We start from the raw sequence: 1560 nt of genomic DNA, 5'->3' as shown, positions 1-1560 counted from the left end.
GGCCGCACCCGCGAGCGCCTTCGCGCTGCCGACGCATGCCCCGCAGCCGACGGAGAAGAAGAACACCGCGGCCGGTTTCTGGACCCACTCGGAGCGACGCAGTGGTACCAGGATCAGTCGTTGGAGCGTCGAATCGCCATGGGAATGTGGCGTCAGGCGAACGTGACCAAGGTGGGTTCGGCCTTCGAGAGCATTTTGATCCGGGGAATGCTGCAGTACATCATGGCGCTGCCTAACCAGTCGCCGGAGTTCCGCTACTGCTTGCACGAGATGACCGAAGAGTGCAATCACATCCAGATGTTCCAGGAACTCGTCAATCGCATGGACATCGACGTGCCGGGTATGCGTCCGATGTTCCGGCGACTCTCGCCCGTCATCGGAGTGCTGGGTGCCAAGTTCCCGGTCATCTTCTTCATCGGCATTCTGGCTGGTGAAGAACCGATCGACCATTTCCAGAAGGATCTCATCCGTGAGGGTAAGGACACGCCGCCGGCGATGCTCCGCACCATGGAGATCCACATCGCCGAAGAAGCGAGGCATATTTCGTTTGCGCACGAGTTCTTGCGCAATCACGTCCCGAGGCTCAGTCGTACGAGTCGGGCGGTTACGTCGGTGGCCTTCCCCGCTACGATGCGTTGGCTCGCGGGCGAAATCATGTCACCGCCAAAGGAATTCGCCGAAGAGTTCGGCATTCCGGACGAGGTGATGAAAAGTGCCTTCTGGGGAAGCCCGCATTCACGCCGCATCCTGGGTAACTACTTCGGTGAAATGCGAGCCCTGGCAGACGAACTCGGATTGATGAACCCGGTGTCGAAGCGCGCGTGGCGAAAGCTACGCATCGACGGCGACTATGCACGCTATCGTGGCGAGCCCAAGCGCTCCGACAAGTCCCGGAACTAGTCGGGCCGCGACTGTGCGTCGGAGGACACCAGTTCAGCGATGAGCGTGGACAATTCGACATGAGGATCTATCGTGAGTCCGCTCGAGCGGGCCACGCCGTCGAACATGTACCAGGTGTACTTCGCGAGATCGGCGACGATCTCGTCGCGGCTCGGTTTCGGATCGGCGCTTCGGACCCAGTGGGTGAGGGTGCCCTCGACCATCGTCACCACGGCAAAGGGCAGTGAATCGAAGGGCGAGGAATCGATCCCCACGGATCGACCGACTTCGGTGATGGTGGCGCGGGCCGAGTCGGCGATCGTGGCCTTCAGGCTGCTGATCGCGTCGATGCTCTCGTCGTCGTAGTCGGTGGGGCCGGTACCCATGAACTCGTGAATCCGAGGATGTTCGGTGATCCACTCCGCTACGGCACTGATGGTGCGAGTCAGGATCTCGTCGAGAGTGCCGACCGAAATGCTCATCGACGCATCCAGGGCAGCCGCGAATTGGCCGAGCACAAACGCGCGGACTCGTCGATCGAGGTCGTCTCGTCCGCTGAATTGCCGGTACACCACCGACTTGGCGACGGAGGACAGCAGGGACCCCGAGGGCTCCTGGCCGAAGGCCTTGGTGCGCATGGGGGTGGCGGTGCGCTCGGGGTTGATGCTGTTGACGCGGACG

2 protein-coding genes are annotated in these 1560 nt (G+C 61.8%); one reads left to right on the top strand and one right to left on the bottom strand.

The window, feature by feature from the left end:
- Window positions 1–900 (top strand): AurF N-oxygenase family protein (locus ABT116_RS45170; RefSeq protein ID WP_351646855.1); only part of this gene is annotated, 900 nt, incomplete at its 5' end.
- Here the strand turns inward: ABT116_RS45170 and ABT116_RS45165 are convergent.
- A complete protein-coding gene (locus ABT116_RS45165) occupies window positions 897–1517 on the bottom strand; it encodes a TetR/AcrR family transcriptional regulator (protein ID WP_351646857.1) in 621 nt (206 codons plus the stop codon). The genes ABT116_RS45170 and ABT116_RS45165 overlap by 4 nt on opposite strands.
- Between the last annotated feature and the right edge of the window lie 43 nt (window positions 1518–1560).

Source organism: Streptomyces sp. NPDC002130, assembly GCF_040296465.1.
GTDB lineage: Bacteria > Actinomycetota > Actinomycetes > Streptomycetales > Streptomycetaceae > Streptomyces.
Note: the sequence above shows the minus strand (reverse complement) of the source record. Positions and strands in the feature narration are given on the sequence as shown.

Bases quoted from the DNA above. Each gene is read 5' to 3' on its own strand.
- ABT116_RS45165 (WP_351646857.1), bottom strand. From the start codon at position 1,517: ATGCGCACCAAGGCCTTCGGCCAGGAGCCCTCGGGGTCCCTGCTGTCC.